Here is a 26,415-nt window from a genome sequence, read left to right on the forward strand (position 1 = left end):
GGAGCTGAAACCGGCCGGGCTTGGCGCAGACTAACTGCCTGGCCGATGCCTGACCCGATACGGGAATCCGCAACAGTTTGACAAAGCTATCGGGGCCTGCCAGGCGGCGGTAGGGGTGTTTTCGGCAAAAGGGGGGGGCAGATTGAGCGGCGGCCGGGCTACCCGCCCTAGTCCGCGGGCCGCTTAACTTGCTGCCCGCGGCCGTTGTAGTTTAGGGCAACCAACCCGGCTGGCCGGGCTGGCCGCGCTCCCACCCATGCCTTCCTTTCTCTCTCATCGGCTTTTATTGAGCTGGCTGCTGGCCTGCCTGACGCTGCTAGCCCAGGCGCAGGACGCGGCGCCCAGCGACTTCCGCTTCGAGCACCTTACCGTAGACCAGGGCCTGAGCCACAGCGATGCCATGGCCGTGGCCCAGGACCGCGCCGGCTTTATCTGGGTGGGCACTAACCACGGCCTCGACCGCTACGACGGCTACGAGCTGAAGCAGTACTGGCTGCCCATTAATACCAACGGGGTGTCGGGCAACCGCATCAAGGTGCTGCACGCCGCCCCCGACGGCCGCCTGTGGGTGGGCACCGAGCGCAGCGGCCTAGGGCGCTACGATGCTGCCACCGACCGCCTTGTGCTGCTGGCCAGCCAGCCGGCCCCAGCCGCAGCTAGGCCCCTGCTGCGGCTGCTCGCCACCCAAAGCGTGGCGGCCCTCACCACCGATGCCCAGGGCCACCTGTGGGTGGGCACCACCCGGGCCGGCTTGTTTCGGCTCAGCTTTGATGCGCAAGGGGCCCTAGCCGACCTGCGCCAAGTGCGCCTGGCTAGCCAGGCTGGCGGCGCTAGCCCCAATATAACGAGTCTGGTGCCCGATGCCGAAGGCAACATCTGGGTGGGCACCTACAGCTTCGGCCTGTGCGTGGTGCACCCCGATGGCCTGGTGGCCGAGTCTACGGCCTTTGTGGCACCGGTGCGGGCGCTGCACCTCGACCGGCGCGGCGACCTCTGGATTGGCAGCGACCAGCAGGTATTCTGGGTGAGCGCGGCCAACCGCCGCACCGTGCGCGAGCTCACTGCCCACCCGCAGGCTCAGACCTACCCGCAGCTGCAAGCCCTGCGGCTCGACTCGTTTGGTCGGCTGTGGGTGGGCACTATCTACGGGCTGTATGTGTGGGAAGCGGGGGCCGTGACGGGCACCGCCCCGCCGCTGCGCGCTGCCCCTACCCTGCTGCTGCCCAAAGATGGCGAGCTGTTTAGCATCAACTCGGAGCGGGTGCACCAGATTTTTGAAGACCGCACCCAGGTGATGTGGCTATGCGCCTCGGCGGGCGGCCTCAATAAAGTAGACTTGCACCAAAAGCCCTTTGGCCGGCTGCGCCGCCAGCAGAGCGGCCAGGCCACACTGCCTAATAACTACATCAATGCCGTGTATAAGGAGGAGGCCACCAACACGCTGTGGCTCGGTACCCGCAACGGCGTATCGGCCTATGACCTTACCCGCCAGGCGTATCGTAACTACCTGAACCAGAAGGAAAACGGAGTGGCGCGCGGCGTCGACGTGTCGGCTATTTGCCAGACCCACAACGGCGCGCTGTGGTTTGGCACCCGGGGCCGGGGCCTAGTGCGCCTCTCACGCCGGCCCGGCCACGAGCAGCTCACTACCTACGACCAGCTGCCCGGCGGCCGGAGCCTGCGCAAGGTGAGCATTGAGCGCCTGGCTGAAGACCGCTACGGTACGCTCTGGGTCGCCACCTTCGACCAGGGACTGCTGCGCCTGAGTCTCGACGGCAAGCTGCTAGGGGCGTATGATATGCAACATACTAACCTGCCTACCAACAATTTCACCTTCCTGCTAGTCGATGCGCAGCGCGACGTGCTGTGGGCCAGCACTACCAATGCCGGCCTGCTGAAGCTGCGCGTAACGCCCGACTCGCTGCGCCTGCTGCACCAGTACCGCTACGAGCCCGGGGCGGCCAATAGCCTGCGCGTGAACTACACCTGGCCCCTGCTGCTCGACCGCCAGCAAAATCTCTGGATTGGCACCATCGGCGGGGGGCTGCACCAGCTCAGCACCGATGCCCAGGGCCACGAAACCCTGCGCAGCTACCAGGACTATCTGCCCGAAAGCGACGCCGAAAGCCTGCTTTCTGACGATGCTGGCAACCTCTGGATTGGCGGCACGGGCCTCTACCGCTTCACGCCCCGCACCCGCCAGTACCTACGCTACGACGTGGCCGACGGCCTGCAAAGCAATGCGTTTAAGATTGGGGCCGCGGCGCGCGGGGCCGATGGCACGCTCTACTTCGGCGGCATCAATGGCATCAGCTACTTCCAGCCTTCGGCCATTCAGCCCAATCCTTATGCGCCGGTGGTGCAGCTCACGGGCCTGCGCATTGCCAACCAGCCGGTGGCGGTGGGCCAGCCCTTCAATGGCCGGGTAGTGCTGGCTAGCCCCCTCTCGCAGCCCCAAACCGTCACCATCAAGCCTTCAGAGAATGACTTTTCGGTCGAGTTTGTAGGCCTGAACTACGCCAACCCGCAGAAAAACCGCTACGCCTACCAGCTGGAAGGCTACAACCAAAGCTGGGTGTACCCGGCGCCCGGCCAGCGCACCGCCAGCTTTGCCAACCTGCCGCCCGGCCACTACACCCTGCGCGTGAAGGCCAGCAACGGCGAGGGCGTATGGTCGGCGAAGCCCGCCAGCATGACCTTTGAGGTGCTGGCGCCGTGGCACAAGACGGGCTGGGCTTATTTACTCTACGCCAGCGTGTTGCTAGGGGGTATTATCCTCTACCGGCGCTTTGAGATAACCCAGCAGGAGCTCAAAAACAAGCTGGTGCTCGAGCAGTTTCAAACCGAGAAAGAGAAGGAGCTGACCGGCCTCAAGCTGGGCTTTTTCACCAACGTGAGCCACGAGCTGCGCACGCCCTTGACCCTGATACTAGGGCCGATGGAGGACATTATGCGCAGCCCCGGCCCCGTGCCCGACTTGCGCGGCAAGGTGCGGCTCATGCACCAGCAGGCGCGCAAGCTGCTCGACCTGGTAAACCAGCTGCTCGATTTTCGGAAGGTGGAGAGTGGCCACGTGCCGCTGCGGGCCAGCTTTGGCGACGCCGGGCGCTTCCTTAGCGAGCTCTACGGCATGTTTCGACTCAAGGCCCAGGAGCGCGGCGTAGCCTACGTGCTCGACCTGCCCGCCGAGCCGGTGCGCCTCTACTTCGACCGCAGCAAGCTCGAAATTATCCTGTCCAACCTGCTGGCCAATGCCTTCAAGTATGTGGGCGACCGGGGCCGGGTCGAGCTAGGGGCCACCGTTATCGGCAATGCCGACGACGAGGCGGTGTACCAGGGCGGGCAGCTGACCGGTAATTACTTAAAAATCAGCGTGAGCGATACCGGCGTGGGTATTCAGCCGCACGAGCTGGAGCGCATTTTTGACCCCTACTACCAGGCCTCACACACCAACACCCTGCGCATGAGCGGCACCGGCATCGGGCTGGCGCTGGCCCGGCAGTTTGCCCAGCGCCACGGCGGCCAGCTCACGGTGGTGAGCGCGCCGGGCGTGGGCACCACCTTCGAGCTGCGCCTGCCCTTCGGCCAGCAGCACCTGCAGCCCGAAGATATTCAACCTGAAGAGCTTGGCGCTGGCGCGGAGGCCAGCTTCCTGCCCGACGACCTGCTGCTGGCCGAGGCCGATGACTCGGCGGCTAGCCCTGCCCCGGCCGGCCCGCCGCGCCTGCTGGTAGTAGAAGACAACGACGAGGTGCGCGAGTACCTGCGCCAGATTTTTGAGGCCGACTACGAGGTGCTGACCGCCGAAGATGGCCTAGTGGGCTGGGCGGCGGCCCTGGCCCAACTGCCTGACCTCATTATCTCCGACGTGATGATGCCGCGCTCCGATGGCCTGGAGCTGTGCCAGAAAATCAAGCAGCACCCTAAAACGGCTCACATTCCGGTGCTGCTGCTCACGGCCCGCACCGCCGAAACCCACGAGCTGGAAGGCCTGGGCATGGGCGCCGACGACTACCTGAGCAAGCCCTTCAACCCGGCCCGCCTGCAAGCCAAGGCCGAGGGCCTGCTGCGCAACCGGCGCAAGCTGCATGAGTTTTACCAGCGCCACATCTTGCTGCAGCCCACCGAGATAGTAGTGGCCGATGCCGACCGCGAGTTTTTGGAGCAGGCTATGGGGGTGGTCGAAAAGCACCTCGGCGACTCCGAGTTCAGCGTGCAGGTGCTGGTGCGCGAAATGGCCATGAGCCAGTCGGTTTTCTACCGCCGCATCAAGAGCATCACGGGCCAAACGGCGGTCGAGTTTATCCGCGATGTGCGCCTCAAGCGTGCGGCCCAGCTCTTGGCTCAAACCACCTTGCGCGTGTCGGAAGTAGCCTTCGAAGTGGGCATCGAGGACGCCAAGTATTTCCGCAAGGCGTTTCAGAAAATCTACAACCTCACGCCTTCCGACTATGCCCGGCAGCATCGGGCCAGCCTGGCGGCCACCAGCGAAGCGCGGGCACTTGATGCCTAGCTGCGGAGGCTGTTGACAAGCCGTTAATAAGAACGTCAGGTTGTGTGCAGCCCGACGCATTTATTCCATGCAACCTTCTTTTAGTCAACCACTTTCGCCAGGCCTCCACTGCACCAGGGTACCTACCTGGTGAAAACCGCCCCGCTATTGCGCGGAAATACCCCCGGCCCAAACAGGCTTGGGCTGCTACTATTGCGGTCGTAATCTACAGGCCTGCCCGCCGGGCATTGGTCTTTATTTCCCACCCCTTCTCTGGTATGCTCCGCTCTCTCCGGACTACGTGGCTGCTCGGCGGCCTGCTGCTAGCGGCCGGCTTTGGCCCCACCGCACGCGCCCAATCGGCTTCGGCCGATGCCGCTTATTTCAAGCCCAAATTCATCAAGGCCCAGCTGCTCAAAACCACGCGCTGGCAGCTAGCCCACCCCCGGCACAAAGTCACGGACTGGACCAACGGCGCCTTCTACTCGGGCGTGTTTGCCGCGTACCAAACCACCAAGTCGAAGCTCATCTTGGACTCGCTCATGGCGATGGGCAACCGCACGCAGTGGCAGCCCGACAAGCGCTACGACCATGCCGACGACATTGTCATCTGCCAGACCTACCTCAACCTCTACCGGCTCAAAAAGGACCGCCGCATGATAGAGCCGACCCTGGCCGTGGTGGAAAAGCTGCGCACGGTGCCCGGCCCCGAGGTGGCGGCCCACGGCATTACGTGGTGGTGGTGCGACGCCCTGTTTATGGGTCCGCCCGTGCTCGTGAAGCTGGGCATGATTGAAAAGCAGCCGCAGCTGCTGACCTTCAGCGACACGCTGTATCAGCAAACGTATAAGCGCCTCTTCAACCACCAGCAGCACCTGTTTTCGCGCGATGCTTCGTACCTCCTGAATGCCCAGGGCGAGGGCAAAAAGGAAAGCAATGGCCAGCCTATTTTTTGGAGCCGGGGCAATGGCTGGGTGATGGGCGGCCTGGTGCAGATACTGCAAGAGTTGCCGGCTAGCCACCCCACGCGGCCTTTTTACGTCAATCTGTACAAGGAAATGAGCGCCCGGCTCATCGAGCTGCAGCAGCCCGACGGGCTGTGGCGCAGCAGCCTGCTCGACCCCGCCGCCTACCCCGGCGGCGAGGCCTCGGGCTCGGGCTTCGACTGCTACGCCATGGCCTGGGGCATCAACCAGGGCATTTTGGATAAAGTCACTTACCTGCCGGTGGTGCAGCGGGCCTGGGTGGCGCTGAATAAGTGCGTGTCGGACGAAGGCCGCGTGGGCTGGGTGCAGCCCATCGGGGCCGACCCGCGCCGTGACTTTTCGGCCGACAGCTGGGAGGTGTACGGCACCGGCGCCTACCTGCTGGCCGGCTCCGAGGTCATCAAGCTCAAGCCCTAAGCGCGCATGAACCGCCGCCATTTTGTGGGCCGCGCGGCCACTGGCTTATCGGCGCTGGCCGTGCCGGCCAGCGGCTGGGCCGCGGCTAGCCCCCCCGACGCAGCGCCTGCGCCTGCCCGCCCCACCAACGACCGCGCCTACTGGCTAGCCACCCTGCTGCGCGTGGCCGAGCCGGTGCTCAGCAATGCCGCCGCCGGCCGGCTCAAAGCCGCCATGCCCGTCGAAGCTGCTGCTGGCCAGCAGGAAGGCCGCCGCGCCGTGACGCACCTCGAAGCTCTGGGCCGCACCCTCACCGGGCTAGCTCCCTGGCTGGAGCTAAAAGACCCGCCGGCCGATGAGGCCGCCCGGCAGCAGCGCGCCGCCGAGCAGGCCCGCCAGGCTCTTGCCCACGCCGTCAATCCGCAAGATGCTGACTTTCTGAACTTCACCCGGGGCGGCCAGCCGGTGGTGGATGCGGCATTTCTGGCCCATGCGCTGCTGCGTGCCCCTAGCCAGCTCTGGGAGAAGCTGCCCGCCGCTACCCAGACCCAGCTGGTGCAGGCCCTGCAAAGCACCCGGGTTATCAAGCCAGTGTATAGCAACTGGCTCTTGTTCAGCGCCATTATCGAGGCCGCTTTGCTGAAGTTTACCGGCAGCGGCGACCTTATGCGGATGGACTACGCCATTCGGGAGCATCAAACCTGGTACAAGGGCGACGGTGTCTACGGTGATGGGCCTGATTTTCACTGGGATTACTATAACAGCTACGTCATTCAGCCGATGCTGCTAGATGTGGTAGGCACCTTGGTAGCCGCCAACAAGGAGCGCCCCGAGCTGCTCGAAACCCTGCGCACCCGCGCCCGGCGCTACGCGGCCGTGCAGGAGCGCCTGGTAGCGCCCGATGGCTCATTTGCCGCCTTTGGCCGCTCGCTGGCTTACCGCTGCGGCGCGTTTCAGCACCTGGCGCAGTGCACGTTGCAGGGGCTGCTACCCGAGGGGCTGCCGGCCGGGCAGGTGCGTAGCGCCCTCACGGCCGTAATCCGGCGCACCCTCGAAGCACCGGGCACCTTTGATGGACAGGGCTGGCTCCAGATTGGCCTGTGCGGCCACCAGCCGGGCATCGGCGAAACGTATATCTCGACGGGTAGCCTTTATTTGTGCACGGCGGCGTTTTTGCCGCTGGGCCTGCCGGCCACGCACGCGTTCTGGGCGAGCCCGGCGCAAGACTGGACGGCGCGCCGCATCTGGTCGGGCCAGGATGTGCACACCGACCACGCGCTGTAAATCAGTAGCTTATTTTTCACGAATGCAGTCTTTATTTGATTTATCCGGCCGGCTAGCCCTTGTCACGGGTGCTAACCGCGGTATTGGCCAAGGCATGGCCCTGGGGCTGGCCGAGGCCGGCGCCGATATCATCGGCGTATCGGCCAGCATGGCGGCCGATGGCGGCGACACCGGCCGCCAGGTGCGGGCGCTGGGCCGGCAGTTTCACGCCTACCAGGCCGATTTCAGCGACCGCACCAGCGCCGACGGGTTTACGCAGCGCGTTTTAGCCGACTTTGAGCGTATTGACATACTGATTAACAATGCTGGCACCATCCGCCGCGCGCCGGCTGCCGAGCATACTGATGAAGACTGGGACGCCGTGCTGAGTATTAATCTCGACAGCCCATTTCGGCTAGCTCGCGCCGTGGGCGGTCGGATGCTAGCGCAGGGCGCGGGCAAAATCATCTTTACGGCCTCGCTGCTCACCTTTCAGGGGGGCATCAACGTGCCGGGCTACGCGGCTAGCAAGGGCGCCATCGGCTCCCTGGTAAAGGCCCTGGCCAATGAGTGGGCCGGGCGCGGGGTGAACGTGAACGCCATTGCCCCGGGCTACATCGCCACCGATAACACCCAGGCCCTGCGCCAGGACGCCGACCGCTCGGCCAGCATCCTGGCTCGCATTCCGGCCGGGCGCTGGGGCGAGCCCGCCGACTTTAAAGGCCCCACCGTATTCCTGGCCTCGGCGGCCAGCGACTACGTGCACGGCACCATCCTCACCGTTGATGGTGGCTGGATGGGCCGCTAAAAGCAGTTAGCAGTGAACAGTCCGGTTCCTGCGACTTCTGAAAAACTGCTCACTATTCACTATTAACTGTTCACTGAAAAATGACCCAACGCTTTGCCATCGGCCCGCGCGAAACGGCCGGCCTCGATACGGCCGGCCTGCGCCAGCACTTCCTGATTGAGAATATTTTTACGCCCGGCGCTATCGAGCTGACGTACACGCACTACGACCGTATGATTGTCGGGGGCGCGATGCCCACCGAAGCCGGCCTAGCCCTGCCTAACCCCGGCAGCCTCAAGGCCACTTACTTCCTGGAGCGCCGCGAGCTGGGCGCCCTGAACGTAGGCGGCGCGGGCGAAATCGTGGTCGATGGCACTACTTACGCGCTCGGCTTGCAAGACTGCCTCTACGTAGGCCGGGGCAGCCAGCAGGTCGAGTTTCGCAGTGTGGATGCGGCTAGCCCCGCTAAGTTCTACCTGCTCTCGGCGCCGGCGCATAAAGAATACCCCACCACCCTGCGCACCCAGGCCGAAGCCACGCCCGTGGAAATGGGCACCCTCGAAACGGCCAACCAGCGCACCATCTACAAGTACATCTTCAATGAAGGCATTGCCAGTTGCCAGCTCGTGATGGGCCTCACGCAGCTCAAGCCCGGCTCGGTGTGGAACACCATGCCTAGCCACGTGCACGACCGGCGCATGGAGGCTTACCTCTACTTCAACCTGCCCCAGGGCCAGCACGTGCTGCACATGTTGGGCGAGCCTAGCGAGACGCGCCCGCTGTGGGTGAGCAACGAGCAGGCCATCCTCTCGCCGCCGTGGTCCATCCACACGGGCTGCGGCACCAGCGCCTACGCCTTCATCTGGGGCATGGCCGGCGAAAACCTGGAGTATACCGACATGGATGCCGTGGCCCTGGCCGACTTGCGCTAGCCTGCTCTGCTGATGAAACCGTTCCTGTTTGCCCTGCCCCTGGCGGCGCTCGGGCTGGGTGCCGCGCTGGCGCCTGCCCCCACCGCTACTATCACCGTGCGCAACAAGCTCAAGCTGGCGCGCCCGGCCGAAACCATCAGCCTGCCCCTAGCCCAGCTGTCCGCGGCCGTGCGCGGGCTGGCGCCGGCTAGCCTGCGCGTGCACGAAGCAAAAGCCAACAAGCTGCTGGTGAGCCAGCTACTAGACAACAACGGCGACGGTAAGCCCGACGAGCTGCTGTTTCAAACCGATGTGCCGGCCAGCGCCACCCTGACCTTTACGGTAGCGGCTGGCACCGAGGCCGTGCCGGCTAGCCCCCTCACCACCTTCGCCCGCTTCGTGCCCGAGCGCACCGACGACTTTGCCTGGGAAAACGACCGCGTGGCTTTCCGTACCTACGGCCCCAATGCCCAGGAGCTCTACGACAAAAAAGACCCCGCCGGTACGCTCAGCAGCGGCATGGACTGCTGGCTGAAGCGCGTGTCGTACCCCATCATTGACAAGTGGTATGGCCGCCACGTGCACGAAAAGCCCTTTGCCTACCACACCGACACCGGCGAGGGCTACGACCCCTACCACGTGGGGAGCAGCCGCGGCGTGGGTGGCACCGGCGTGCTCGATGGCGGCAAGCTTTACACCTCGCGCAACTTTACCAGCTATAAAGTGCTGGCTACCGGGCCCATCCGCACTGTGTTTGAGTTGACCTACGCCCCCTGGGATGCCAACGGCCGCCAGGTAACGGAGAAGAAAATCATCAGCCTCGACCTGGGCTCGAACCTGACCCGCTACGAAGAGCACATTGCGGCCAACAAGCCCCTACCCAACTGCACCATCGGCCTGACCCTGCACGAGGCCAAAGGCGAGGTGAAGGCCGACCGCCCCGCCGGCTGGTGCCGCTACTGGGAGAAAATCGACGACTCGTACTTGGGCACCGGCGTGGTCGTAGCCCCTAGCTACCTGACTGATTACCAAGACCACCGCAGCGCCGAAAAAGACCAAAACCAGCTGTACATGGTAACTAAGCCGCAGCAGGGCACCGCCATTTTCTACGCCGGCTTTGGCTGGCAGAAGAGCGGGCAGTTTGCTTCGGCCGCCGCCTGGGACGCCTACCTGGCCGAATTTGCCCAGCGCCTGGCCTCGCCGCTGGCCGTGACCTGGAAATAGGGCTAGCGCGGGTTTTTCGGGGGCCAGGGCCTTATTCCTATCAAAACCACCCGATAGCTGTTTTCTTTGCGGGCGCGGAGCCTGTCGCTTCGCCTTATTTACTCATGGCAAATTCCACTCTCACCGGCCTGCGTGCCGGCGTGCTGCACGGCGACGAAGTGCAGGCCCTCTTCCAACACGCCAAAACCCACGGCTACGCCCTGCCCGCCGTGAACGTGACCGGCACCGACACCGTGAATGCCGTGCTCGAAGCCGCCCGCGACCTCAATTCGCCGGTTATCATTCAGTTCTCGAACGGCGGCGCGCAGTTTTTTGCCGGCAAGGGCCTGCCCAACGACAAGCAGCAGGCGAGCATCGCGGGCGGCATTTCGGGTGCCCACCACGTGCACCTCATGGCTGAAGCCTACGGTGTGCCCGTGATTTTGCACACCGACCACGCCGCTAAAAAGCTGCTGCCCTGGATTGACGGCCTGCTCGACGCTGGCGAGAAATACTACGCCCAGCACGGCCAGCCGCTGTTCAGCTCGCACATGCTCGACCTGTCGGAAGAGCCGATTGAAGAGAACATCGAAATCTGCAAGGAATACCTCAAGCGCATGGCCAAAATCGGCATGACGCTCGAAATCGAGCTCGGCGTGACCGGCGGCGAGGAAGACGGCGTAGACAACTCCGACGTGGACTCGTCGAAGCTCTACACCCAGCCCGAGGAAGTAGCTTACGCCTACGAGCAGCTCAGCGAAATCAGCCCGCGCTTTACCATCGCGGCGGCTTTCGGCAACGTACACGGCGTGTACAAGCCCGGCAACGTGAAGCTGCAGCCCAAGATTTTGCACAACTCGCAGGAGCACCTGCGCACCAAGCACAATATTGAGGCCGAGCTGCCCATCGACTTCGTGTTCCACGGCGGCTCGGGCTCTTCGCAGGAGGAAATCCGCGAGGCTATCGGCTACGGTGCCATCAAAATGAACATCGACACCGACCTGCAGTGGGCGTTCTGGGAAGGCATCAAGAACTACTACGTGAAGAACGAGGGCTACCTGCAAGGCCAGATTGGCAACCCTAGCGGCCCCGACTCGCCCAACAAGAAGTATTACGACCCGCGCGTGTGGCTGCGCGAAGGCGAAAAAACCTTTGTGGCGCGCCTTAAGTCGGCCTTCGAAGACCTGAATGCGGTGAACCGTCGGCCCTAGCCCGCCGCTTGCATAACCCTCACCCCGCGGCTCGCCGTATAGCGTCTACACCTTGTATTCTTTCTGATTATGAAAAAGACTCTGTTCACGGCGGTACTCGGCCTGCTGGCCGCTACCTCGGTACTGGCGCAAACGACCCCGACCACCAAGACCAAAGACGGCGGCGATAAGACTATCACGACGGCCGATGGTATGACGGTAAAAACCAAAGTTGCCGACGATGGCAAAATGAAAGTAAAGGGCCGCGACAACGAAGGCAACAGCATGAAAGCCACCACTAAGCCCCGCAAAGGCGACATGAAAATGGACGGTGATGGCATGAAGATGCACCACAAAGGCATGCACAAAAAAGGCATGATGCGCGATAGCGCCGCCATGCGCTCGTCGATGTAATTGACGGCATCAGCAAAAGAAAAGTCCCGCTTCTCACCAGAAGCGGGACTTTTCTTTTGCTAGGCAGCTAGTTGCGAATTATCCGCCGCGACAGTTTCGTGCCAACCACGCGCAGGATGTACACCCCGCGCGCTAAACCGTCCAGGCTAACTTCGCCGCCGTTCGGGGGCAATGCCACTGTACTCATCGTTTGTCCTAACGTATTCAGGAGCTGCACCGTGGCTGCCCCCATGCTGGCAGGAAGCGCCACGTAGAAACGTCCGGCGGTGGGGTTAGGAAATACCTGCCACTCCACCGTGGCCAGCTCGGCCAGCACCTGCTGCTGATACGTGGCTGCGGCGGCCTGCGCAGCAGCTTGCAGCTCGGCTAGCGTGGGGGCTACCAGCAGAGCAAATGCCACGGTGGCCGAGTCGCCGGGGGCTAGCCGGGGCACCACAGTGCTTACCACCTGCGATACATCGGTTCCCTGCGTATCGGTGCCGACCTGACGATGTGCCCGGCCGAAGCCGCCGCTTAGAGCCAGGTATTTTTCGGCGGGCTCGAAGCCGTCGCCGAGGTAGATGGGTGTGCCGACAGGCGCATTATTATCGATGGCGTAGCTGCCCGCCGGGCGCGGTCCCAGCACCTGCACGCCGGCATAAAAGCGCGGGGCTACGGGGTCGTAGGCGTAGCCCACACGGTTGACGGAGTCCCACCGGGCCACGTTGCGGGTGGCATCGCCGGGCAGGTCCCAGTCGGTAAATAAACCAGCGTACAAGGGCTTGAGCGTATCGGCAGTGAGGTTACGCAGCGAGTAATCGAGGAGAATGACGTTGCGGCGGGTGGCCGGGCTAGCCCAGCTCTGGCCCCGCTGGCGCACGCGCACCCCCACCGAGCGGGGCAGCTTAGAGCCGGGCAGCGAGTCGCGAAATACACCGTGCGCCTCCTGGTCGGCGCGGGGGCCAGGGGCTAGCCGCCGCACCTGGGCCACGGTAAAAAACGCCTGCCGCACCGTGCCGGGGCCAGCCCGCAGGTGGTCGGCCACGCGGGTGGGCGAGGTAGCCAGCAGCAGCCCTCCCTCGCTGAGCAGCGGGGTGCTGCCGCGGTAGCTCAGGCCCCGGCCCACGGCGGCGGTCGGGTCGTCGTAGGCCAGGTTGCCCCGGCTGGTGAGGCTCACACTGATGTCGCCGGCGTCGAGCTGCACGTAGTCGGGGTTGAGCTGCACGTCTACGTACTGGTCCGATACATAGCCATTATCGCCCACTACGTGATAATTGAGCGTGGCAGTCGTGTTGAGCGGCACTGCGCTTGCCACGGCTAGCCGAAAGGGAGCAGCATCGTTGCTGGCTTCCGAGAGCGTATTGAGGTTGCCGACCGCAAACGTGCCCTGGCGCACCGTGAGGTAGGGCGAAAGCGAGCGCACCGTCACCGTCAGGCCCATCACGGGCAGCAGCAGGTTGCGCACCGTGGTGGCTAGCCGGATGGTGTCGCCGGGCGCGTAGCCGGCGGGTGCCGGCGGGCTGAAGGCACTGCGCACTACCCGCGCCTCGCGCTGGCTGATGCCAGCCACGGCCCGCGCCACGTTGAGGCGGCCGGTGCCCAGATAGCCTTGGTAGCTGGTATTAGCAGGCAGAGCGTAAATACTGCCATCGGCCGTGCGGCGCAGTTGGGCCAATACCTGCTCGGCATTGAGCTGCGGAAAGCGGGCCCGCACCAGCGCCGCCGCGCCCGCCACCTGCGGCGCGGCAAATGAGGTGCCCGAGCCCCGCCAATAATCGGCATCGGGCGGGCCAGCGGCGGTGACGGTGGGCCGGCCGTAGGCAATGACAATGTTGACGCCCGGCGCTACGAGGTCAATGCGACGGCTATAAGTAGCAAAGCTGGCTTTCGCATCGGTGGCATCGGTGGCCGACACCGACAGCACGTGGTCGTAGGAAGCGGGGTAAAATAGCAGGTCGGCGGGCGTGTTGCCGGCAGCAGCCACCAGCACGGCATCGCGGTTTACGGCGGCGTAGGTGCACACATCCTGCTCAAAGCGGGAGTAGCCCCCGGCCCCGCCCCACGACATATTAATGACCCGGCAGCCGTGGTCGGCCGCGTACACAATGGCCTCGTAGCCCGCAAATGAGCCTGTCGTAGTACCCGGAAATATCTGCAAGGGCAAAAATTTACTCCGAAAGCCCACCCCGGCCAAGCCCTTGCCATTATCAGCCTGCCCCGCTGCAATGCTCGACGACTGCGTGCCATGTCCCGTGTAATCCTCATACATCGGGTCATTGTTGTTGTTTGAAAAGTCCCAGCCCCGGAAATTATCTACGTAGCCATCGCCGTCATCGTCCTTGCCGTTGAGGGGGTCGGCGTAGTTATACTTTACCTGTCGCACCAAGTCCTCGTGAGAATAGCGGATACCCGTATCCGTCATGCCAATCACGATGCTGGTATCGCCCTTCGTAAAATCCCAGGCGCGGTAAGCCTGCGTCAGGCGCAAATGGTACTGGTTACCGGGGGCGGTAGAATCGGCCAGCGGGTCGTTGGGCTGGTAGAGCGGCTCCCGGATATAGAGCGGCTCCACGTACTCTACCACGCCGGTGGCCAGTAGCCATGCCCGCGCCTTGGCCAGCGAAAGGCCAGCCGGTACGGCAAGCTCATACACCTGGCGCAGGTCGACGCTGCCGGGCTGCTCGATGCTCGGGAGCTGGCTAGCAGGAAATTTTTGCACCAAGCCGGTAGCGTGCAGCGCCGTCAAGGCCGGGCGCAGCACCACCAAGCTGGCCGCAGGCGGGCCGGCCGCCTCGCGCAGCTTCAGCACCAGCCGGCCCGGAATGGTGGGTGGCGCAGCTAGCCCCGGCAGGGCCAGCAGGCAGCCACATACCCATAGCAACGTATAAAGTACTCTCATAGTCAACACACAGAAATAGGATTACGGGTAAAGATACGGCTTCCGCTAGCCTTGCTCACGAAAGAAAGCGGCCCTCCTCTTGCGAGAAAGGACGCTTTTCTAAAGCTTTAAAATTCCCTTCAAATCGTTACTTCTTCTATCGGAGCCCTTTTTGAAATTTTCCAAGTTGCAGCTCCCTTAACTACTGCCTGGCTAGCCCCAGTGCGCCACGCTGGCCGGCAAGCCGGCCTCGCGAGCCAGCGGCGCGGCCCCCGAGGCAAACAGCCCCGCCAGCACCGCGTTGGCGGCGGCAGCCAACTCCAGGTGGTAGTCGGGATGCAGGGTTGAGGCCTGCTTGAGGGCCTGCTGGGCACGGCGCACCAGGTGCTGAAGCAGCGGCTGCGTAGGCCCGTGCAGCCGCGCCACTAGCCCCGGCTGATGCACAAACACATTGGCCAACAGCCGCAGGCTCAGCTCCACTTCCCCAAAGGCATCTTCGGTAATGCGGGCGTGGTAGGCTAGCCGGGCTTGCAGCTGTCGCAGGATAACCAGCAGGTCGTTAGGCGTTTGGTGGTAGCCACGCACGGGGTCATCGACCTGCTGGCGCAGGGCGGCGCGGCGGGCTTCGAGAGCATCGGGGCCTTCGAGCAGGCGGTAGGCCAGCTGCTCGGTAAGCACCGCATCCTGGGCCACGAGGCGGGCTAGCAGTTGGTCTTTTTCTTTCTGCGGCAGGTCGAAAAGGGCGCGGCGAAGGGCGGGTGTGAGGGCAGGCAAGGATAGAGCTACTAATAGTATGGCAGAGACTGAAAGGGAGGGGTTACGATATACAGCACCATGGGTTCACGGTGAACGTCAAGCCAATACCATACGTTTTTAGCCCAGACGTTATACAGCACTTCCATAAAGCAAGCATAGCGGGCTTGGTGATGGAATCTAAGGCGTATTCCTGCTTCACGGCAACTATCATTCCCTAACGCACACAGGTACTGCTGGGTATTATCAAGACCAATAAAATCAGTAATTCCATTACCTGTAAAATCTACCGTTTGCCAGCGCCTGATTTTGTCGAGTTCAGCCTGCGGCATGCTAGATAGGTTTTGGGAATAGCGAAAGTGGCTTGACTCAGCAACTGGTTTCCATGCAGGCATAGTTAGCTGCATGATACCACCTGTGCATAGGCCCCCATCGTGTATTGGCCACTGAATGCCTGACGAGCTGCGTATTTCGAACTCAGGAAATAGGGTGCTGCAAAAGCCTAGCAGCAGCATAAACCACGGCACCATCCACCACGAGGGTAGTACCTGACTTAAGGGGAAACGGCGAAATGGCAGCATGCTCTAGCTGATGCCAGCTTGCCCCAAACTGCATAAAAAAGCCCGTTACCTTTTGGTCACGGGCTTTTCCTAAGAAGTAAGTCAGCTTATTCGTCGCCGTCAGCGGTCAGGGTTTTGCCTTGGTGCTGGGTTTCGGGCAGCGTAAAATTGGCTTCGCTAGGGCGCACCAACTCATCGGGCACGTTTTCGGCCGAAGGCGGGGCCGAGCCGGTAGGCGCCTGCATCTCGGAGCGCATCGAGTCGTCCATCTGGTCGGCCATTTGCTGGCCGCTGTCGTTTTCGTCGAATACCTGGCCAGCCGTTTCGCGGTCGAGAAAGCTATCCGATTCCTTTTCGGTTTCGGTGCGGGCGTTGTTAGAGGCGTCGGCTAGGGCATCGGTAGTAGCCGTGGCAGCTGCCTTGTCAGTATCGTTGTTGCCGGGCGCGGCTTGGGGTGCAGTAGCCATAAGGTGTTAGCTTTTAGAATGTTCTTTATCGTTATTTTCCTGCCAGGTAGCTTGCTGCTTGCCGCCCGCATAGCGCGGGTCATCGTCCGACCAGGCGGCGCGCTGCGCGTCGGTATCGGCGTGCTGGGCATCGCGCACGGCGGCAGGGTCCTGATTTTGGGTCACGTGGCCGCGCTGCGGGCCGGTGCTCGTAGACTCGGGCTCACCGTTGGGCTGAGCGGCTACGTGCTGGTCGGGCTTGTTAAACTCGCTGAACTCGTCGGGGTTGTCGTGGCTGCCGTCGTTGCGGCTGGTGCTGGTAGCAGCCGGGGCCGAAGCGGCTTCCTTGTCGCCGGGCTTGCCAAAGTTCCCGTAGGCCGGGGTGCCGGCTTCGGCATCTCGGGCGGGTTCGTTGGGGTTCAGGTGAGCGTCTTGGGCGCGCTGGCGCTGGCCGGCGGGTAGTTGGTCGTTGTCGGCCGAATCAGAACCTGGAGTAGTGCTCATGGGAGGGAAGAAAAGAAGTTCGGGAAAGCCGCGGGGCTAGCCCGGCAGCGGTGGTGTTTACTGTAGTTTGCGGGTTCGCGTTGCTGGTAGTAGCTTTTTGAAGCCGCATTTTTCGGTGTGCTTACGTACACTAGGGCGCCACTTCGGCTCTTTATCTCCTCCCCTATTCGCATGACTGTTCAGCACGACACTGCAAATCAAGAATTTATCATTGGCCCGGCCGACCAGCAGGCCGAGCTGGCCTACTCATTGCCCGCCGCCGGCGTCATTGATTTTGTGCACACCTATGTACCCGAAAGTCAGCGCGGCCAGGGCGTAGCCGACGAGCTGGCCCAGGCCGGCCTGGCCTACGCCCGCCAGCAGCATTTGAAGGTGCGCACCAGTTGCGAGTTTATGAGTGGCTACGTGCAGCGCCACCACCAGCAATACGCCGACCTGCTGGCTAGCTAGGTGCTTCTCTAAAAAAGGCGGGCTAGCCGATAGATTTCCTATCGGCTAGCCCGCCTTTTGCGCGCGCAGCCTGAAGTTTCCGCCCTAGCGGGTGGGCTCAGCATTGAGCAGCTCTAGCTGCCAAGTCAGCTCTTCTGCGCGAATGGGATAGGGCTGTCCGTGGCGAATATCTTGATATACAGCCTCAAACAAGTCCATATAAGTAGCCGGGGCGGCCTCGTCGGCCTGCGGGGCCAGCACTTGGCCAGGGCTGGCCGGGTCGGCCACCACGAGGCGTCCTTCCTGGCCGGGCTGCTCGCGGCCATAGGCGGGGTCGGTGGGCTTGAGGCCAGCTAGCAGCTGAGCTTCCTGCGGGTCGGTGCGTTCTTTTTGGTAGCTACCCTGGGTGCCGTGCACAACAAACGCCGGGCCAGGGTCGGCCACGAGCAGGCTCGACGTTACCCACACGTGCAGGCCCTGCGGAAAGCTCAGCCGGTACGTAAAAAAATCATCGACCTGCGAGCCCGCGCGGTAGCAGCCCACCGTTTTCTCAAACGACAGCGGGCGGCCAAACAGGCTGATAACCTGGTCGAGCAAGTGCGGCCCTAGGTCGTAGAGCACGCCCGAGCCGGGGCGGCCATCCTCCTTAAACACCTTGGTATGCAGCGCCGGCCGAAAGCGGTCGAAGCGGAAATGTGCCTCGATAAGCTGGCCTAGCTGGCCGCTCGCTACCACCCGGCGCACGGCGCCGAAGTCGGTGTCCCAGCGGCGGTTTTGGTAGCCTAGCAGCTGGCGGTCCTGCTGCCGGGCCAGAGCAGTTAGCTCCTGCCACTGGGCTACGGTGGTGGCTACGGGCTTCTCGACCAGCACGTGCTTGCCGGCCAGCAGCGCCTGGCGCGCCAGGTCGTGGTGCGTGTCGTTGGGCGTGTTCACTACCACCAGCTCGATGGCGGGGTCGGCCAGCAGCGCCTCGGTGCTCGGGTAGCTGCGAATGCCGGGGTAGTCGGCGGTCATGCGCTGTTGGGTGCGCTCAACCACCGCGCGCAGTGCAAAGCCCGGGTGCGCTACCAGAAATGGCGCGTGAAAAAGCTTGCCCGACATGCCGTAGGCCAGCAGCCCGGCCCCGATAGGAGAATCGAAAGAAGGAGTCATGCTCAAATGTAGAACGTGAGGAGCTAGGCCACAGCAGCTTCTTCCAGGGCGGCTGGCACGGCTACGGCCGCCCGCAGGGGGCTAGCCAGCCGCACTACGCACACGCCCGGCGCCCGCAGCCAGCTAGCCCGCGCCAGCTGCCCCAGCCCGATGGTGCCGGTGAGGTAATTGCCGCGCTGCGCCGACCGAAACTCCTGGTGCACGGCCACAAAGTCGGCACGGTCGGGCGCACCGCTCGCGTCGTCGAAAGTCACGAGCACGTCTACCTCAGCGGCGTCGGGCGCCAGCACCAGGTGGGCATTCTGGTGAATTTTCTTATAAGCATAGCGGTAGCCGTAGGTGAGCGCCGATAAATCGCTGAGCACCGCCGACGCCGTGGGGAAAGCACCCGCGCCGCGCCCCAGAAAAAACTGCCGGTCGGCAAACGTGCTCTGGGTGATGAGGCCATTGAACTCATCGTGCACCTGCGCCAGCTCGTGGCCGGGGCGCACCAGCGTGGGCAGCACGGCCGCTGCCAACCCGCCGCCCGGCAGCCGGCGCGCCTCGGCTACCAGCTTGATTATCAGGCCCTGTTCGCGGGCATAAGCCGTAGCCAGTTCGCTAATGCTCGTGATGCCCACCGCCAGCAGCTCGGCGGGGGCCACCACGGCGCCAAACGCATGGGCCAGCAGCAGCACCAGCTTGTTGCGGGCGTCGAGGCCTTCTACGTCGAGGGCCGGGTCGCTTTCGGCAAAACCCAATTCCTGAGCCCTAGCCAGGGCCGCGGCGTAGGGCTGGGCATCGCGGTGCATGGCCGTGAGGATATAATTGGTCGAGCCGTTCACGATGCCTTCTACCGATTCGAGCAGGTCGGTATCGTAGTATTCTTCCAGGTTGCGAATAACCGGCAGGCTAGCGCAGGCCGCCGACTCGTAGAGCAGCGGCGTGCCGGTAGTTTGCTGAATCTCAATCAGCTCGGGCAAATGCTCGGCGAGCATCTTCTTGTTAGCCGTTACCACGGCTTTGCCGCGCAGCAGCGCCTCTTTCACAATAAGATACGCCTCGTCGGCGTCGTCAATGAGCTCCACTATCACCGTCAGGCCAGGGTCGCTCAGCAAGTCGTTCTTATCATAGGTAAATACCTCGGCGGGCAGCGAACGCGCCTTGCCACGGTTTTTGACGGCAATGCGGCCGATGCGCGCGCGCAGGCCGGGCGTGCGGGCTAGCACCGCGTGCAGGCCCTGGCCCACTACGCCAAAGCCGAAAAGACCAATGTTGAGGTCGGTACGAGTCATAGAAAAAAGTACTGGATAAGCAGTTAAAACCCGCTGCACCACCCGCACTCCATCCAAAAACTCCTCACCGAAAGGGCATAAAAAAGCCCTTCCGACAAGTCAGAAGAGCCACGCGGTCGCTAGGGCCGCCTTACCTCTCATAACTTATCTGCTTCCGAAACCTGGCCGGGGCCGCATCTCGAAACAGGAATTAGCACCTTCGCATGGCTGCTGGTTGCTAAGGCATCGTCGGGCCTGTCCCTCCGCCTTTCTGGATAAGAGCCCCGGTGCCGGAGCGTGCTGCAAAGGTAATGGCCGCCGCCCGGCTTGTGCTAGCCCCAACGCAAAATCATGGTGGCAGCATCGCCGAGCTGGAACGCCCAATCGGCCTAGACGGGACCGCTATATCCGCTCGCATACAGCGAATTAGCCTGACAATTGCCGAGAGCAAGCTTTTTTTATTGGCGCAGCGCTAGTCCTCAGAATGTCCCGATAGCTTGATTCTCAAAGGCTCAGCTATTCGAAGAATTACCTCGGCAGGCTATTTAGATTAAGTAAAAACATCGCAAGCCCATACTCGGCCGTAGGACGTTAAGCTACCCTACCAGCTACTGGCCGCCTGATTAGCTAGCGTTTATCACTATTTTTTTCTTTACTGACCTATGAGTCAAACTTTCATCCAAGAGCCCCTGGACAAAGCGGCGCCGCACGTGGTGCCGGCCCAAGCCGTGACGCTCAACGTCAACGGCGAAGACCATACCATCCAGATTGCACCCTGGACCAGCCTGCTCGACGCCCTGCGCGAGTACCTGAACCTGACTGGCACCAAAAAAGGCTGCGACCACGGCCAGTGCGGTGCTTGCACCGTGCTCGTTGATGGCAAGCGCATTAACTCGTGCTTGGCCCTGGCTACGGTGTACCAAGGCAAGAAAATTCAAACTATTGAGGGCTTAGGGGCGGAGGACAATCTCTCGCCGCTGCAACAGGCGTTTGTAGACCACGATGCTTTCCAGTGTGGCTACTGCACGCCGGGCCAGATTTGCTCGGCGCAGGGCCTCATCAACGAGGGCCGCTGCAAGACCGAAGACGAGGTGCGCGAGCACATGAGCGGCAACCTCTGCCGCTGCGGCGCTTACACCAACATCTTGTCGGCGGTGATGGAAGTGCTGCACGACGGCAATGTTGTGGTCGATAACGGCGTGCTCATCACCATTCCGGTGGCGCCTACCAAAGCCAGCTCGGCCGAATAACTCTTAGCCTTCGCTCCTTATGAATAGTTTCACCCTCACCCAAGCCACGGCCACTGATGAGGCCGTGCGCGACCTGACCAGCCATGACGGCGCAGCCTACCTAGGCGGCGGCACCAACCTCGTGGACTTGATGAAGTATAATCTTGAGCGGCCTACCCACCTCACCAGCCTGGGCCTGCTGCCGCTTACTGATATCACGAGCCTGCCCGATGGTGGCCTGCGCCTGGGGGCCCTAGCCACCAACGCCGACACCGCCTGGCACCCCGAGGTAGAAAAGCGCTACCCGCTGCTGAGCCAGACCATCTTGGCCGGGGCCACGCCGCAGCTGCGCAACGTGGCTACCAACGGCGGCAACCTCAACCAGCGCACTCGCTGCTACTACTTCTACGACCTGGCCACGCCCTGCAACAAGCGCGAGCCCGGCAGCGGCTGCTCGGCCCTCACCGGCCCCAACCGGGTGTGCGGCGTGCTGGGCACCAGTGAAAGCTGCATTGCTACCCACCCTTCAGATATGTGCGTGGCCCTAGCCGCCCTCGAAGCCGTGGTGCGGGTGCAAGGCCCCGATGGCGAGCGCACCATCAAATTTGAAGACTACCACCGCCTGCCCGGCGACCATCCTGAAAAGGACAACACCCTGAAGCCGGGCGAGTTGGTAACGGCCATCGACCTGCCCGAAGAAGGCTACGCCGACCACTTCACCTACCTCAAGCTGCGCGACCGCAGCAGCTACGCGTTTGCGCTAGTGAGCGTGGCCGTGGGGCTGAAGATGAACGGCAACACCATCGAAAAGGCCCGCTTTGCCCTGGGTGGCGTGGCCCACAAGCCCTGGCGCGACCAGGAGGCCGAGAAGATGCTGGAAGGCCAAACGGCCTCGCCCGACTTGTTCCGCCAGGTGGCCGCCAAGGTATTTGCTGAGGCCAAGGGCTACGGTGAAGACTCGCTGCACAACTCGTTTAAGATTGAGCTGGGCAAGCGCGCCATTGTGCGGGCGCTCAAGCAAGCCACTGAGATGAGCCAAGTAGTGAACCCGAATGTGTTTTTAAATTCTAATCCGTAAGCTGCTATGTCGCAAACTATTGCTACCCCGCCTACCGTGCGCCTCGACAGCGACGTGCTTGGCAAACCTATCAGCCGCACCGATGGCCCGGCCAAAGTGAGCGGCGCGGCCAAATACGCGGCCGAGTTTGGTGTGACCGGCCCGCTGTGGTACGGCTACATCGTGAGCAGCCCCATCGCCAAGGGTAAAATCACCAAAATCCACGCCGATGAGGTGCTGGCTATTCCGGGCGTACAACACATTTTCTCGCACGAGAATGTACCCTCGCTAGCCTGGTTCGACCGCAATTACAAGGACGATGTGGCCCCCGGCGGCTCGCCCTTCCGCCCATTGCACGAGCCCGAAATCTTATTTAGCCTGCAACCGGTAGCGCTGGTGGTGGCCGATACTTTCGAGCTAGCCCGCTACGCCGCTTCGGTGCTCCGCATTGAGTATGACGTAGAAAAGCATAACACTGACTTAGAGGCTTCTATTGGCGAAGCCTACGACGCGCCTAGGGGCAAAACGGGCTTTATGCCCCCGCCTAAGCCTAAGGGCGATATGGATAAGGCCTACCAGGAGGCCCCGCACAAAATAGCGGGGGAGTATATCCACCGCGCGCAGCATCAGAACCCAATGGAGATGTTTGCCACCACCGTAGACTGGCTGGGCGATGGCAAGAAGATGAAAATCTACGACAAGACCCAGGGTGCGCCCAACGTGCAGCAGTATCTGATGAAGATTTTCAGCCTGAGCACCGACGAAGCACGGGTTATCTCCAAATTTACAGGGGGCGGTTTTGGCTCGGGGCTGCGGCCGCAGTACCAGGTATTTCTGGCCGTGATGGCTGCCCTGGAGCTCAAGCACTCAATACGGGTTGTGATGACGCGCACGCAGATGTTCAGCTTTGGCCACCGGCCCCACACGCTGCAAAAGCTGCGCCTGGCTACCGACGACCTAGGGCAGATTCAGGCTCTGGAGCACAAGGCTTTGCACGAAACCTCGCAATTCGAGAACTATACCGAAACGATAGTAAACTGGGCGGGCGTGCTCTACCCCTCCCCCAACACCAACTTCGACTACCAGCTAGCCAAGCTCGATGTGTACTCGCCGCTCGATATGCGGGCGCCGGGTGCCGCCACGGGCTCATTTGCCCTTGAAAGCGCTATCGACGAAATGGCCTACGCTGCCAATGTCGACCCGCTCGATTTCCGGCTGCGCAATTACAGCTACGAAGACCCCATTGAAAACAAGCCCTTCACCAGCAAGCGCCTCGACGACTGCCTCCACGAAGGGGCTGCCCGCTTTGGCTGGGACCAGCGCAACCCCGAGCCCCGCTCGATGCGCGACGGCAACCAGCTGGTAGGCTGGGGCGTGGCCGCCGGCTGTTGGGATGCCTCCATGCAGAAAGCCGCCGCCAAAGCCGTGCTATCGGCCGATGGCCACCTCACCGTGAGCAGCGCTACCAACGACCAAGGCGCTGGCACCTACGTGATTATGACCCAAATGGCCGCTCAGACCCTGGGGCTGCCCATGAAGCAGGTCACCTTCAACCTCGGCGATACCAATATGCCTGCCGCCCCCGTGCAAGGCGGCTCCTGGACGGCCAACTCGGTGGGCGCGGCCGTGAAGGACGCTTGCCAGGGAATAGGCAAGAAACTGCTCAAGCTAGCCCAGAAAATGGATAACTCGCCCCTAGCCGGCGTTGACTTCGAGGATGCGCAGTTCGTGGACGGCTACATCCGCGCCAACGAGGATATCACCCGCTCGGTGGCCATTGCCGACATTCTGGCTGCCAGCGGCGAAGAGAAGATTGAGGCGGACGGCAAAGCCGGCCCCAATCCCATCAACATGCTGAAGTACTCCATGCACTCGCACAACGCGGTGTTTGTGGAGGTGAAGGTGGACGAAGACCTGGGCACCATCCACGTGACGCGCGTGGTAAATGCCGTGGCCGCCGGCCGCATTATGAACCCCAAAACGGCCCGCAGCCAAGTGCTGGGCGGCACGGTGTGGGGCCTGAGCATGGCGCTGATGGAGGAAACCTACCTCAACAACGAGCTCGGCCGCTTCATGAACCACAACTATGCCGAGTACCACATTCCGGTAAACGCCGACATCCACAAAATTGACGTGATTTTTGTGGAAGAACAGGACGACATTGCTAGCCCCATCGGCGTCAAAGGCGTCGGTGAAATCGGGATGCTGGGCGTAGCCGCCGCCATTGCCAACGCTGTGTACCACGCCACCGGCAAGCGCGTCCGTGAGTTGCCCCTGACGAGTGACAAGCTGTTGTAAGCTTCGATTAAGTTGAATGCAAAAGCGCCTCGTAGCCGATTGGCTGCGGGGCGCTTTCTTGTTTAATCTAATCCTTAACCTCCTTCAGGGAGTCCGAGTTATAACCTGTCTTTTTCAGGATTGGCCCCGATTTTTAGGATGCCGCCTGTGCTGTCACAGTAACTTTGTGGCCGTAGTGACGGGCTTCCCAGCAAGTGCCCGTTGCCCTAGCGGGATGATATGTAACTCAGCAGCAAGCTGCTCTTATGCGGGCTTTATCCCGCGCGCACATCCAAAATCCCGTTTTTGACCACTTAAGGCTACCCTGCCCATTACGATAAAACTTACCATGAGTATCCCTTCTACCTCCGACGCTCCCAGCCCTAGTGCTACCCCAGGCCAGCCATTGGTTGGCGTAGTCATGGGCTCCAGCAGCGACTGGGACACCATGCAGCACGCCGTGCAAATTCTCGCGGATTTTGGCGTGGCCCACGAAGCGCGTGTAGTGTCGGCCCACCGCATGCCCGACGACTTGTTTGCGTATGCCGAACAGGCTGGCCCGCGCGGTTTGCAGGCCATCATCGCCGGCGCGGGCGGGGCCGCCCACCTGCCGGGCATGCTCGCCGCCAAAACCACGGTGCCCGTGCTAGGGGTGCCGGTGGCCAGTCGCCATTTGCAAGGGGTAGATTCGCTGCACAGCATCGTGCAAATGCCCAAAGGAATACCAGTAGCCACTTTTGCGATTGGCACCGCTGGGGCGGCCAATGCCGCGCTGTTCGCGGTCAGCCTGCTGGCCTTGCACGACCCAGAGTTAGCGACCAAGTTGCAGGCGTTTCGCGCCGCCCAAACGGAGGCTGCCCGCGCCATGACCCTGCCCGTATGAGCGCCGATAGTCACGTTACAGCCATGACCCCGATTTTTCCCGGCAGTGTAGACCCCGCGGGTCAGCGAGCCACGCTCGGCGTAGTGGGGGGCGGCCAATTGGGCCGGATGTTTGTGCATGCCGCCCAGCGCCTGGGGTACTTCACCGCCGTGCTGGAGCCCGACGCCCAAAGCCCAGCCGGACTAGTGAGCCACCACCACATCCAGACCGACTACGACGACCCGGCCGGGCTGGCGCAGCTGGCCCAGCTGTGCCAGGCTATCACCACCGAGTTTGAAAATGTGCCGGCCCAGGTGCTACGCACGCTGGCGCAAGTTCGCCGTGTAGCGCCAAGTGCGGCCGTGGTAAGCATTGCCCAAAACCGCATTGCGGAGAAAGCCCACTTCGCCGCCTGCGCCGAGGTGTCGGGGGTGACCTGCGCGCCCTATGCGGTGATTGAAACGCCGGCCCAGCTACAGGCCGTCCAGGCCGAGCGGACAGATTTGCTGCCCGGCATCCTGAAAACGGCGCGCATGGGCTACGATGGCAAGGGCCAGGTCCGCATAAAGACTGCCGCCGAGCTGGCCGCCGCCTGGGCGGAGCTGGGCGGTGTGGCCTGCGTGCTGGAAAAGATGCTGCCGCTCACCGCCGAGTGCTCGGTACTGGTGGCGCGCGGTTGGGACGCACAGGTCGTCAGCTTCGCCCCGCAGCGCAACGTGCACGTAGAGGGCATTTTGGCCGTGACCCACGCCTATGAAGGCACGATGCCCCTAGCCCTGGCCACTAGGGCCCGCGAGGCGGCCGTGGCCATTGCGCAGCACATCGGCTATGTCGGGGTACTGTGCGTCGAGTTTTTTGTGGTCGCCGATGGTAGCGAGCACGGCGGCCTGGTAGTCAACGAGATGGCCCCGCGCCCGCACAACAGCGGTCACTATACCATAGACGCCTGCGACGCGTCGCAATTTGACCTGCAAGTCTATGCCATGGCGGGCTTACCCTTGCCGCAGCCGCGCCAGCATTCGCCGGCCATCATGCTCAATCTGCTGGGCGACGTGTGGTTTGACGCCCACGGCCAGCCGCAGGAGCCGAACTGGTACGCCGTGCTGCGTTTGCCAGGCACGCACCTGCATTTATACGGCAAGCTAGAAGCGCGCGCAGGCCGCAAGATGGGTCACCTGACCATCACCGGCCCGGACGTGGCCAGTGTCAAAACCGTAGCGCGCCGCGCCGCGGAGTTGCTCAGCTTGCCGGGGCTGGATGCCATTTAGCTACCTGGTTTTAACGTATGTAGCGACTCTAAAAAGCGCCCCGCATCTGATTAGGTGCGGGGCGCTTTTGGTTTCATAAGTTGCTATTTATTGCCCTAGCATGGGCGCCTCACCCCCGCCAGGGCA

General features: G+C 62.6%; 21 protein-coding genes and 1 riboswitch. Of the genes, 14 read left to right on the forward strand and 7 right to left on the reverse strand.

Translation table 11 applies throughout. The annotated features are described in order from the left end of the window. Window positions 1-256 precede the first annotated feature (256 nt). The 8 genes from J4D99_RS13555 to J4D99_RS13590 all read left to right on the forward strand — a co-directional run bounded on the left by J4D99_RS13555 (window position 257) and on the right by J4D99_RS13590 (window position 11,642). Entirely contained in the window at window positions 257-4,513 is a 4,257-nt protein-coding gene (locus J4D99_RS13555; protein WP_208132260.1) for a hybrid sensor histidine kinase/response regulator transcription factor, read from the forward strand. A gap of 257 nt (window positions 4,514-4,770) precedes the next feature. Beyond that, complete coding sequence (locus J4D99_RS13560) at window positions 4,771-5,895, forward strand: glycoside hydrolase family 88/105 protein (protein ID WP_208132261.1); 1,125 nt, start codon at window positions 4,771-4,773, stop codon at window positions 5,893-5,895. A 6-nt stretch (window positions 5,896-5,901) separates the two neighbouring features. Then, on the forward strand, window positions 5,902-7,158 hold the full coding sequence (locus tag J4D99_RS13565) for a DUF2264 domain-containing protein (RefSeq protein ID WP_208132262.1): 1,257 nt from the start codon (window positions 5,902-5,904) through the stop codon (window positions 7,156-7,158). A gap of 22 nt (window positions 7,159-7,180) precedes the next feature. After that, window positions 7,181-7,945 (forward strand): 2-dehydro-3-deoxy-D-gluconate 5-dehydrogenase KduD, encoded by a 765-nt coding sequence (gene kduD, locus J4D99_RS13570; protein ID WP_208132263.1) that lies wholly within the window; start codon window positions 7,181-7,183, stop codon window positions 7,943-7,945. An 80-nt stretch (window positions 7,946-8,025) separates the two neighbouring features. After that, complete coding sequence (gene kduI, locus J4D99_RS13575; protein ID WP_208132264.1) at window positions 8,026-8,856, forward strand: 5-dehydro-4-deoxy-D-glucuronate isomerase; 831 nt, start codon at window positions 8,026-8,028, stop codon at window positions 8,854-8,856. Window positions 8,857-8,868: 12 nt separating this feature from the next. Then, window positions 8,869-10,059, forward strand: a complete 1,191-nt coding sequence (locus J4D99_RS13580) for a BT3233 family polysaccharide utilization protein (RefSeq protein WP_208132265.1) — start codon at window positions 8,869-8,871, stop codon at window positions 10,057-10,059. Between the two features lie 104 nt (window positions 10,060-10,163). After that, the gene (fbaA, locus tag J4D99_RS13585) at window positions 10,164-11,249 is read left to right on the forward strand and encodes a class II fructose-bisphosphate aldolase (RefSeq protein ID WP_208132266.1); all 1,086 of its coding nucleotides are present in this window, start codon (window positions 10,164-10,166) and stop codon (window positions 11,247-11,249) included. 69 nt (window positions 11,250-11,318) lie between these two features. Continuing rightward, complete coding sequence (locus J4D99_RS13590; RefSeq protein WP_208132267.1) at window positions 11,319-11,642, forward strand: PepSY domain-containing protein; 324 nt, start codon at window positions 11,319-11,321, stop codon at window positions 11,640-11,642. Window positions 11,643-11,709: 67 nt separating this feature from the next. On the opposite strand, the gene J4D99_RS13595 is transcribed toward J4D99_RS13590, so the two are convergent. The 5 genes from J4D99_RS13595 to J4D99_RS13615 form a co-directional block, all read right to left on the reverse strand. Next, window positions 11,710-14,520 (reverse strand): S8 family peptidase, encoded by a 2,811-nt coding sequence (locus J4D99_RS13595; protein ID WP_208132268.1) that lies wholly within the window; start codon window positions 14,518-14,520, stop codon window positions 11,710-11,712. Between the two features lie 192 nt (window positions 14,521-14,712). After that, window positions 14,713-15,273 carry a hypothetical protein gene (locus tag J4D99_RS13600; RefSeq protein ID WP_208132269.1) on the reverse strand — a complete coding sequence of 187 codons (561 nt, stop codon included), beginning with the start codon at window positions 15,271-15,273 and terminating at the stop codon, window positions 14,713-14,715. A gap of 11 nt (window positions 15,274-15,284) precedes the next feature. Further along, a complete protein-coding gene (locus J4D99_RS13605) occupies window positions 15,285-15,647 on the reverse strand; it encodes a hypothetical protein (RefSeq protein ID WP_208132270.1) in 363 nt (120 codons plus the stop codon). Window positions 15,648-15,919: 272 nt separating this feature from the next. Next, the gene (locus tag J4D99_RS13610) at window positions 15,920-16,279 is read right to left on the reverse strand and encodes a hypothetical protein (RefSeq protein WP_208132271.1); all 360 of its coding nucleotides are present in this window, start codon (window positions 16,277-16,279) and stop codon (window positions 15,920-15,922) included. A 6-nt stretch (window positions 16,280-16,285) separates the two neighbouring features. Then, window positions 16,286-16,762 (reverse strand): hypothetical protein, encoded by a 477-nt coding sequence (locus J4D99_RS13615; RefSeq protein ID WP_208132272.1) that lies wholly within the window; start codon window positions 16,760-16,762, stop codon window positions 16,286-16,288. A 171-nt stretch (window positions 16,763-16,933) separates the two neighbouring features. On the opposite strand from J4D99_RS13615, the gene J4D99_RS13620 reads away from it, so the two are divergent. Further along, window positions 16,934-17,212, forward strand: a complete 279-nt coding sequence (locus tag J4D99_RS13620; RefSeq protein ID WP_208132273.1) for a GNAT family N-acetyltransferase — start codon at window positions 16,934-16,936, stop codon at window positions 17,210-17,212. Window positions 17,213-17,296: 84 nt separating this feature from the next. Here the strand turns inward: J4D99_RS13620 and J4D99_RS13625 are convergent, their stop codons facing one another. Both J4D99_RS13625 and J4D99_RS13630 read right to left on the reverse strand, forming a co-directional pair. Next, a complete protein-coding gene (locus J4D99_RS13625) occupies window positions 17,297-18,343 on the reverse strand; it encodes a Gfo/Idh/MocA family oxidoreductase (protein WP_208132274.1) in 1,047 nt (348 codons plus the stop codon). A 23-nt stretch (window positions 18,344-18,366) separates the two neighbouring features. Beyond that, window positions 18,367-19,617, reverse strand: a complete 1,251-nt coding sequence (locus J4D99_RS13630) for a homoserine dehydrogenase (protein ID WP_208132275.1) — start codon at window positions 19,615-19,617, stop codon at window positions 18,367-18,369. A gap of 141 nt (window positions 19,618-19,758) precedes the next feature. Beyond that, a riboswitch (SAM riboswitch) is annotated at window positions 19,759-19,878 on the reverse strand. Window positions 19,879-20,258: 380 nt separating this feature from the next. Between J4D99_RS13630 and J4D99_RS13635 the strand changes: the two genes are divergently transcribed. The 5 genes from J4D99_RS13635 to J4D99_RS13655 all read left to right on the forward strand — a co-directional run bounded on the left by J4D99_RS13635 (window position 20,259) and on the right by J4D99_RS13655 (window position 26,289). After that, the gene (locus J4D99_RS13635) at window positions 20,259-20,846 is read left to right on the forward strand and encodes a (2Fe-2S)-binding protein (RefSeq protein WP_208132276.1); all 588 of its coding nucleotides are present in this window, start codon (window positions 20,259-20,261) and stop codon (window positions 20,844-20,846) included. 19 nt (window positions 20,847-20,865) lie between these two features. Then, window positions 20,866-21,903 carry an FAD binding domain-containing protein gene (locus J4D99_RS13640; protein ID WP_208132277.1) on the forward strand — a complete coding sequence of 346 codons (1,038 nt, stop codon included), beginning with the start codon at window positions 20,866-20,868 and terminating at the stop codon, window positions 21,901-21,903. 6 nt (window positions 21,904-21,909) lie between these two features. Continuing rightward, a complete protein-coding gene (locus J4D99_RS13645; protein WP_208132278.1) occupies window positions 21,910-24,180 on the forward strand; it encodes a xanthine dehydrogenase family protein molybdopterin-binding subunit in 2,271 nt (756 codons plus the stop codon). 328 nt (window positions 24,181-24,508) lie between these two features. Beyond that, window positions 24,509-25,042, forward strand: coding sequence for a 5-(carboxyamino)imidazole ribonucleotide mutase (purE, locus tag J4D99_RS13650; protein WP_208132279.1), 534 nt, complete (start codon window positions 24,509-24,511; stop codon window positions 25,040-25,042). A 23-nt stretch (window positions 25,043-25,065) separates the two neighbouring features. Further along, window positions 25,066-26,289, forward strand: a complete 1,224-nt coding sequence (locus J4D99_RS13655; RefSeq protein WP_208132280.1) for a 5-(carboxyamino)imidazole ribonucleotide synthase — start codon at window positions 25,066-25,068, stop codon at window positions 26,287-26,289. Window positions 26,290-26,415: the final 126 nt, after the last annotated feature.

It is taken from the genome of Hymenobacter sp. BT559 (genome assembly GCF_017571525.1).
Lineage (GTDB): Bacteria > Bacteroidota > Bacteroidia > Cytophagales > Hymenobacteraceae > Hymenobacter > Hymenobacter ginsengisoli.

Bases quoted from the DNA above. Each gene is read 5' to 3' on its own strand.
- kduI (WP_208132264.1), top strand. From the start codon at position 8,026: ATGACCCAACGCTTTGCCATCGGCCCGCGCGAAACGGCCGGCCTCGAT.
- J4D99_RS13555 (WP_208132260.1), top strand. From the start codon at position 257: ATGCCTTCCTTTCTCTCTCATCGGCTTTTATTGAGCTGGCTGCTGGCC.
- J4D99_RS13625 (WP_208132274.1), bottom strand. From the start codon at position 18,343: ATGACTCCTTCTTTCGATTCTCCTATCGGGGCCGGGCTGCTGGCCTAC.
- purE (WP_208132279.1), top strand. From the start codon at position 24,509: ATGAGTATCCCTTCTACCTCCGACGCTCCCAGCCCTAGTGCTACCCCA.
- J4D99_RS13630 (WP_208132275.1), bottom strand. From the start codon at position 19,617: ATGACTCGTACCGACCTCAACATTGGTCTTTTCGGCTTTGGCGTAGTG.
- J4D99_RS13595 (WP_208132268.1), bottom strand. From the start codon at position 14,520: ATGAGAGTACTTTATACGTTGCTATGGGTATGTGGCTGCCTGCTGGCC.
- fbaA (WP_208132266.1), top strand. From the start codon at position 10,164: ATGGCAAATTCCACTCTCACCGGCCTGCGTGCCGGCGTGCTGCACGGC.
- J4D99_RS13610 (WP_208132271.1), bottom strand. From the start codon at position 16,279: ATGGCTACTGCACCCCAAGCCGCGCCCGGCAACAACGATACTGACAAG.
- kduD (WP_208132263.1), top strand. From the start codon at position 7,181: ATGCAGTCTTTATTTGATTTATCCGGCCGGCTAGCCCTTGTCACGGGT.
- J4D99_RS13615 (WP_208132272.1), bottom strand. From the start codon at position 16,762: ATGAGCACTACTCCAGGTTCTGATTCGGCCGACAACGACCAACTACCC.
- J4D99_RS13640 (WP_208132277.1), top strand. From the start codon at position 20,866: ATGAATAGTTTCACCCTCACCCAAGCCACGGCCACTGATGAGGCCGTG.
- J4D99_RS13655 (WP_208132280.1), top strand. From the start codon at position 25,066: ATGACCCCGATTTTTCCCGGCAGTGTAGACCCCGCGGGTCAGCGAGCC.
- J4D99_RS13560 (WP_208132261.1), top strand. From the start codon at position 4,771: ATGCTCCGCTCTCTCCGGACTACGTGGCTGCTCGGCGGCCTGCTGCTA.
- J4D99_RS13635 (WP_208132276.1), top strand. From the start codon at position 20,259: ATGAGTCAAACTTTCATCCAAGAGCCCCTGGACAAAGCGGCGCCGCAC.
- J4D99_RS13620 (WP_208132273.1), top strand. From the start codon at position 16,934: ATGACTGTTCAGCACGACACTGCAAATCAAGAATTTATCATTGGCCCG.
- J4D99_RS13645 (WP_208132278.1), top strand. From the start codon at position 21,910: ATGTCGCAAACTATTGCTACCCCGCCTACCGTGCGCCTCGACAGCGAC.
- J4D99_RS13580 (WP_208132265.1), top strand. From the start codon at position 8,869: ATGAAACCGTTCCTGTTTGCCCTGCCCCTGGCGGCGCTCGGGCTGGGT.
- J4D99_RS13605 (WP_208132270.1), bottom strand. From the start codon at position 15,647: ATGCCTGCATGGAAACCAGTTGCTGAGTCAAGCCACTTTCGCTATTCC.
- J4D99_RS13590 (WP_208132267.1), top strand. From the start codon at position 11,319: ATGAAAAAGACTCTGTTCACGGCGGTACTCGGCCTGCTGGCCGCTACC.
- J4D99_RS13565 (WP_208132262.1), top strand. From the start codon at position 5,902: ATGAACCGCCGCCATTTTGTGGGCCGCGCGGCCACTGGCTTATCGGCG.